We start from the raw sequence: 6,854 nt of genomic DNA, 5'->3' as shown, positions 1-6,854 counted from the left end.
CTGCAAGGCACGATGCGGGAACGTCTTCGCGAGATCATCCGCCAAACCTGCGCAGAACTCGACGTGCACATCGTCAAGGGCGTCGTGGCGCGTGACCATGTCCACATGTTCATCAGTGTGCCGCCGAAACTGGCCCTCGCCACGGTCATGCAACGTATCAAGGGTCGCTCTTCGCGCCGGGTCCAGATGGAGTTCCCCGAATTGCGAAAGCGCTACTGGGGCCGCCGGTTCTGGGCTCGTGGGTATTTCTCGACCACTTCGGGAAACGTGACCGACGACATCATACTTCAGTACCTCGAACTACATGGAAAACATGATGCTACCGGCGTCAGCCGGTAGTGGTTCACTCCCGAAGCAGTCACCTTGCGGATTTCGGCGGAGACACGAGTAGATTGGGAACATGGTCCCTGGGGTGTTGGTTACCACACCACACCCAATAAAGGAGGGAAACATGCAAGTTCAGGACATTATGACAAGCAACCCCGTATGCTGTGGCGAGAACACCACCATCAAAGAGGCCGCCAAGCTGATGGCAGAGGCCTCCATCGGAGCGCTACCGGTCCTTAACGATGCGGGTGAGCCGATGGGTGTCGTGACGGATCGCGACATCTGCTGCGGTGCGGTCGCCGAAGGCAAATCCGGCGAAACGGCAGTGTCCGAGGTGATGTCGTCCGACGTGCTGACCTCCTCGCCCGAGGAAGACGTCTCTTCTTGCTGCAACAAGATGGAAGAGCGCCAGGTGCGCCGCGCCGTGGTGACCGACGACGAAGGCAAATGCTGCGGAATGGTCGCGCAGGCCGACGTGGCCCGCGATGCGAAAGGCGCGGAAACCGCTGATCTCGTCCAAAAAGTCTCGCAGCCGGAAGGTCGTTCCGGCTGCTGCTAAGGAGGCGGCAGAGCGCCGGAGGCGCTCTGCCATCCTCCGGTCGCGCCCACGACCGTGGTCCATGTCGGGCGTAAAAACGGGCGAAGGCGCCTCTGCGAGCCCGACGCAGCCTCAGGATAACTTCAGGAGACAAAGATGATGAACGACGGAATGATGGACGGAGGAATGATGTTCGGCATGGGGATCTGGTGGCTCTTGATTCTCGTGATACTGGTGCTCGTGATCGCGGCGCTGGTGAAGTATCTGCGCAAGTAGGAGCGATGCCATGTTGGCGGAGAAACCCGTTGTCCTCGTCACGGGCTCCAGCGGCTATCTTGGCGCCGCGGTCGTCCGCCGGCTGCACGAGAGATACCGCGTCGTGGGGCTCGACCGCCATTCTCCTCCGCATCCGCCGCACCAGGCGGAATGCGTCTGTTTCGACATCACCGACCAGGACAGCGTCGACAAGGCCCTGGCCCGGGTGCGGTTGGCTTACGGGGACCGGATCGCCGCGTGCATCCACCTCGCGGCCTTTTTTGACCTGAGCGGGGAGGACAGCCCAGCCTATGATGCGGTGACGGTGGAGGGGGCCCGGCGACTGCTGAAGGGCTTGCAGGACTTCGAGCTGGAGCAGTTCGTCTTCGCCTCCACCATGCTCGCCCACGCGCCGACCTCACCGGGGGAGCCGATCGACGAGGACGCGCCTTTCGATGCAAAGCTGCCCTACCGGGCCTCTAAGATCCGCACCGAGGCGATGCTGTGCGAGGAGAAAGGCGACGAGAAGCTCGTCCTGATGCGCCCAGCCGGCATTTATGACGACGAGGGGCATTCCACCTTCCTCGCCCACCAGATCGCCCGCATTCACGAGAAGCGTTTCAGCGGCAAGGTCTATCCGGGCGATCTGTCACGCGGCCAGGCGTTCCTGCACCTGGACGATCTGCTGGATGCGGTGGACCGGATCGTGGACCGCCGCGCCGATCTGCCCGAGGTCTTTCCGGTGCTGCTGGGCGAGACGGACCCGATCCCCTTCGGCGAATTGCAGCGCCTCATCGGGCGCGAGCTCCATGGCGAGGACTGGGTTACGTGGAACATCCCGCCGAAGCTCGCCAAGATTGGCGCCTGGACCGAGAACCGCATCTTCGGCGAAGATGCCTTCATCCGCTCGTGGATGGTGGATATCTCCAGCGATCATTACGAGCTCGACCTGACGCAGGCGAAAAGCCACCTCGACTGGCAGCCCAAGCACAGTTTGCGCGCGGACATCCCGCGCATCGCGCAGAAGCTGAAGAGCGATCCCTATGGTTGGTATGCAGAAAATGGGTTGAACGCGGCCCGCGTCTCGGCGGCAAAGGTGGAACAGGCCGAGGCCGCGCAGGACAGCGAGGCGGAAACCGCCGCCGAGGAGGACGCCGCCGAACGCGAGGATGGCCAGCACATGCGGATGATGCATTTTCAGATGCTCTGGGTGCATTGGCTGGTGGCTGGGCTGGGGCTGTGGCTGGCAACGGCGCCCTCGGTCTTCGGCACCCTCGACCAGACCATATTCAGCGACGCCGTGATGCGGATCACCGAAGACCGCGGTCTGCGGGCCGCCGCCGATCGAAGCTGGCTGACGGCCTGGAACGATGTCTTTACCGGGCTGGCAATCACGGCCCTGGCCTTCATCTCTATGCGGCCGGGCAACGGCTGGGCGCCATGGGCCAATGCCGCACTCGGCGTCTGGCTGCTGGCGGCCCCCCTGGTCTTCTGGACACCCGATCCGGCGGTCTATGCCAATGACACGCTGATCGGGGCCCTGGTGATCGCGCTAACTATTCTGATCCCCATGATGCCCGGCATGGCGCCCGAGGGGATGAAGGACGAGGGCGACATCCCGCCCGGCTGGACCTACTGCCCGTCCACCTATGTCCAGCGTCTGCCGATCATCGTGCTGGGCGTGGTCGGCTTCCTGTTGTCGCGCGTTCTGTCGGCTTATCAACTGGGCCATGTCGACGGCATCTGGGAGCCGTTCTTTTCCTCACCCACCGCGCTCAATGGCAGCGAATACATCGTGACGTCCGACGTCTCGAAGGCGTGGCCTGTCGCCGACGGCGGCCTCGGCGCAATGAGCTACATGTTCGAGATCCTGATGGGCGTGATGGGCAGCCGCAAGCGCTGGCGCACGATGCCCTGGATGGTCGCACTGTTCGGTATCGTAGTTGGGCCGCTCGGGGTGGTGAGCATCTATTTCATCATCATTCAGCCGATCACCATCGGCACCTACTGCACGATCTGCCTGATTGCGGCGGCCGCGATGCTGATCATGATCCCCTTCTCTTTGGACGAGATCGTGGCGATGATCCAGTTCATGGTCTGGAACACCCGCCGCGGCCGCCCATTCTGGCGCGCCTTCTTCCGCGGCGATGCCCTTCCGGGGTCGGAGACAGGCGGCACGATGCCGTTCGATGCGCCGGTGACCAAACTGCTTCGACAGAGCGCCCGGGGCGTCACCGTGCCTTGGACCCTCGGCGTCAGCGCCGGTATCGGGGTGATGCTGATGCTGATGCTGTCGCGGGGGATCTTCGGCAACGCGATGCCGCTTGCGGGGAGCGATCATCTCGTAGGCGCGCTGGTTCTGACGACCGCCGTGATCGCATGGGCAGAGGTCGCCCGACCCCTGCGCTTTCTGAACATCGGGTTTGGTCTGTGGCTGATCCTGGCCCCTTGGCTACTGGATGGCGGCACCGTGGCCGGGAGCCTTCTGGGGGTGGTTTCGGGCCTGAGCCTTATCGTTCTAAGCCTGCCTCGGGGCCGTCGCAGTTCGGAGCATTACGGCAGTTGGGATCGCTACATCGTCTGAATAAGCGCAAGACCAATGCTGCCGCGGCCGTTATGAGCTCGGCGTGGGATCGGCCTTTGCAATCCTGGTCGAACTCTCTTTGCAAGTCCAGTTTCTCGGTTTCTGTAGCGGGGTCGTGAAACGCTTGAAGAATAGGTTCTACCTGTGTGCGCTTTCGGACCGGCGATAATACTTGGTGCGTTGGCCTGCTCCCAATTCTCTCATGTGCCGTTCGATGAGAATTCGAAGAGCATTCATGCGGAAATCGGATGTTGGCGGTTCCCGCGCCACCAAAATTGGCTCGCCGTCATACGTTACATCGAATCGGCCATCTAAACGCTTAATGTAACTGATCAACTGGTCGTCGATGTGCATGTTAGATCCTCTCGTTTCTGCGGTGACTGAGCGGGCGGCTCGTGCCCTCAAGAATGAGATATCGTCCATCTTCATCATTGCGGCTCTTCGAGGCAAGTGAAACGCGACCACCTGCGCCAGTTGCCAGAGCATCGCCGTGGCATTGAAGAAGCCCAGAAGAAAATTCAGAATTTCGCTTCGGCCCTGCGAAACCAGCCAATCTTGTTTTCGAAACAACGATAGAAACCCGTTGGAAGGAGGAAATGGGGCCTTGAAGCTGTCGCAATGGAGCAGCGCAAATCAGAGAGCAAAGCTGATGTTCGATTATCTCCCGACGGAAGATCGAGACCCATCTCTCGACCTCGCCCGGTGTTTCTTCTCCGACCACGGTCAGGATCTGGCCGACGCCGCGGCGCGACTGGGCGGTGCTTGCGGCAACGCGCGGGTAGTTTCATGCGCCCTCCAAATTAAGACCGCATGCCGGATGAATCACCGCATTCGACGAGATCTTGTGGCACTCCACCGGTTGTTGTCCCTCGAAGATGTGGGCGATCCGGCATGCCTCGAAACTGAGCTCTTTGGAGCGCTGCACCCTGCCAATCCCCAGGTCGAGACGATCTGCGTGCTGACCGACATGCTCTCGAACCTGCTGACCCAGATCGATTCCTCTCTGGCGTCTCGCGCTTACAGCGAAGGCGAAGGGAATTCGGCCGCAGCCTGAAAGCATTCTCGGTTCCCAGGTAGGGAGCCGAGCCTTGACGCACCGCCACCGCCGGCCGTGCAGCCAATGAGGTTTCGATGAAGAGGACGAAGACTATGGAACTCTCTCTTGATGAACTTGCCGCCGAGGCCATTCGCTTGGGGCGTGAACTCGAGCGGGCGGCGCACGCTGCATCTCTCGGCCGTAGCAGTCGCGAGGTCGGCTATGCGAGCCGGACGCTACGACGTCTGGCCGAGCGAGATCCCTTCGATCCGCACGACGATGTATCACTTACCTCTCTCGAGGCCATCATGCAGGCGGACCTGAAATCAGAGGTCAGGGGCTGCGAACGTCGCTTCGTCGAAACGCGCTACGATAACCTTGGACAGCACGGCGAGGTTCGCGACTGCCCGATATACTCCGAGCGGGGCGAGGAGCTTCTCGCCATCCAGAGGATTTTTGCCCGCTTCATGGATGTGCGGGCCGCAACGCTCGACCGGATTGCTGCCGAGCGCGCGGTGACCCGGCTGCTTGCGAAGTAGCGGTTCGCGCCCCCCGGAGGACGAACCGCTGTCGGGCATTCGCAAGGTGAAATCAGATTGCCCCCTCGACAACAGGGCTCGCCATTGATGGAGCGGTCTGTCCGACGACCAGTCTGCACGAAGATCTATGAGCCCTTGAGCCTCAAGCTGAGTGAGGCGCGATATAGTTCGGCGGCATGTTTGAAAGAGGTTTGAGATCAATGAAGTGTAAAAATATCTTCCGGATTTTTGGAAACAGCCAAGCTTCTGACCAGAGGGCCGCAAGAGCGGCCCGAAGAAACCAGAAGCCCGACGGGTTTGGCATGCCAAGATGCCTTTCATCCCTGACGGCGACGATCAGGAGTATGGGAATGAACATCAAAAATTCAATCACCCTACCGAACGCACCGACCACCGCCAGGACCATCCCTTTGAAGTCCGACAGCCATTTTTCCGGGCACCTCGTCGTTCAGACAGGAGGAAGTAACGGCACTGGGTGGGAGCGTGAACAGGTCATGGAGGTCGAAAGCCATCTCGAGATGAACCTGGCGCTCATCCTCACGATGAGACCCCAGGTTGCGGAATTGGAGAACCAGGTTCTCTTCAAGTGGTGGTGCCCGCACAAGAAGGCATTGAAGTGCCATTTCTTCGACTTCCGCGTGAACCTTGCAGATGGCTCTCGGGTCGCCGTGATGGTCAAGGATAGCCGGAAGCTCTCGTGCCCGAAGTTCTGTGCGGAGGCGCGGTCCATCGCGACCAAGGTGACCCCCGCGTTTGCTGATGACGTTGTCGTCATGACTGAGGCCGATGTCGATCCTGTCGAGATCCACAACGCCACCTTTCTGGATAGCTTGAAAGAGACCGACCCTGAGGCGGACGCGGCTGCAAGGCGCGCCATGCGCGGGCGGCTGGGCGCGCGGTCGATATCGGACATCGTCACCGATGTTGGCCTGCCAGGCCGTGGCTTCCGCGCGGTCGGGCGTCTCCTACGTCGAGGCGAGCTTGCTCTTACGAAGATCGAACGGATCACGCCCGAGGCGCTCGTCTGTCGGGCTTGCGCATAAGATTGAGACCCAGCGCGGTTAATCGCAGCTCCTGCCGAGTTCCTGATGTCCACAGGAACAGTTGTCATGAGCCGTCCGCCGCCCGGTTCTCAGAAAAATTCAGTTTTGCGGAAATCCCGGAGGAGACAGCCCGCCCCTTGACGTCGTAATAGGCGCCCCGACGAAGCATTTCGTTCGGCACGTAAAACAAACGACAAGGAAAACTCATGTTGCGTAACCGCCCGATTTGAACCGCCTGCTCGTATGTCCCGGTGATTGATAAGAGACGTCCATAATGACGTCATTAGAGACGTCTCCTACAGGGAGGCAGGGATGCGGGGCGAAATTCTGGGCGTGGAGCGTCGGCGCCGATGGAGCGACGAGGAGAAGTTGTCGATTGTGCTTTCGGTCGGGGTGAACGGCGCGACGGTATCGCAAGTCGCGCATCGGCACGAGATCAGGCGGCAGCAGATTTATGCCTGGCGATATGAACTGAGGAAGAAGGGGCTTCTGACGCCTGACGACACTGCGCTGTTCTTGCCGGTCGATATTG

8 protein-coding genes are annotated in these 6,854 nt (G+C 60.8%); 7 read left to right on the top strand and 1 reads right to left on the bottom strand.

All coding sequences use genetic code 11. The annotated features are described in order from the left end of the window. The 3 genes from tnpA to BMW90_RS25815 all read left to right on the top strand — a co-directional run. Window positions 1-339, top strand: a 339-nt coding sequence (gene tnpA, locus BMW90_RS25825; RefSeq protein ID WP_083416226.1) for an IS200/IS605 family transposase, incomplete at its 5' end; no start/stop codon positions are given. A gap of 112 nt (window positions 340-451) precedes the next feature. Then, window positions 452-886, top strand: coding sequence for a CBS domain-containing protein (locus tag BMW90_RS25820; RefSeq protein WP_074840630.1), 435 nt, complete (start codon window positions 452-454; stop codon window positions 884-886). 265 nt (window positions 887-1,151) lie between these two features. After that, window positions 1,152-3,704, top strand: a complete 2,553-nt coding sequence (locus tag BMW90_RS25815) for an NAD-dependent epimerase/dehydratase family protein (protein WP_074840628.1) — start codon at window positions 1,152-1,154, stop codon at window positions 3,702-3,704. Between the two features lie 138 nt (window positions 3,705-3,842). On the opposite strand, the gene BMW90_RS26555 is transcribed toward BMW90_RS25815, so the two are convergent. Continuing rightward, window positions 3,843-4,058, bottom strand: coding sequence for a hypothetical protein (locus BMW90_RS26555; RefSeq protein ID WP_139211565.1), 216 nt, complete (start codon window positions 4,056-4,058; stop codon window positions 3,843-3,845). Between the two features lie 250 nt (window positions 4,059-4,308). Here BMW90_RS26555 and BMW90_RS25805 point away from each other — a divergent pair, with 250 nt between their 5' ends. From BMW90_RS25805 to BMW90_RS25785, 4 genes are all read left to right on the top strand, one after another. Next, a complete protein-coding gene (locus BMW90_RS25805) occupies window positions 4,309-4,758 on the top strand; it encodes a hypothetical protein (protein ID WP_074840624.1) in 450 nt (149 codons plus the stop codon). Window positions 4,759-4,853: 95 nt separating this feature from the next. Further along, complete coding sequence (locus BMW90_RS25800; protein WP_139211564.1) at window positions 4,854-5,279, top strand: hypothetical protein; 426 nt, start codon at window positions 4,854-4,856, stop codon at window positions 5,277-5,279. Window positions 5,280-5,629: 350 nt separating this feature from the next. Further along, window positions 5,630-6,322: a hypothetical protein gene (locus BMW90_RS25790; protein ID WP_139211563.1), complete on the top strand. Its 693-nt coding sequence runs from the start codon at window positions 5,630-5,632 to the stop codon at window positions 6,320-6,322. Window positions 6,323-6,634: 312 nt separating this feature from the next. Continuing rightward, on the top strand, window positions 6,635-6,854 hold a 220-nt coding region (locus BMW90_RS25785; protein ID WP_170850635.1), incomplete at its 3' end, for a transposase.

The organism is Marinovum algicola (assembly GCF_900109145.1).
GTDB classification, from domain to species: domain Bacteria; phylum Pseudomonadota; class Alphaproteobacteria; order Rhodobacterales; family Rhodobacteraceae; genus Marinovum; species Marinovum algicola.
This window is presented reverse-complemented; position numbering and strand designations above follow the sequence as displayed.

Bases quoted from the DNA above. Each gene is read 5' to 3' on its own strand.
- BMW90_RS25800 (WP_139211564.1), top strand. From the start codon at position 4,854: ATGGAACTCTCTCTTGATGAACTTGCCGCCGAGGCCATTCGCTTGGGG.
- BMW90_RS25820 (WP_074840630.1), top strand. From the start codon at position 452: ATGCAAGTTCAGGACATTATGACAAGCAACCCCGTATGCTGTGGCGAG.
- BMW90_RS26555 (WP_139211565.1), bottom strand. From the start codon at position 4,058: ATGCACATCGACGACCAGTTGATCAGTTACATTAAGCGTTTAGATGGC.
- BMW90_RS25815 (WP_074840628.1), top strand. From the start codon at position 1,152: ATGTTGGCGGAGAAACCCGTTGTCCTCGTCACGGGCTCCAGCGGCTAT.
- BMW90_RS25790 (WP_139211563.1), top strand. From the start codon at position 5,630: ATGAACATCAAAAATTCAATCACCCTACCGAACGCACCGACCACCGCC.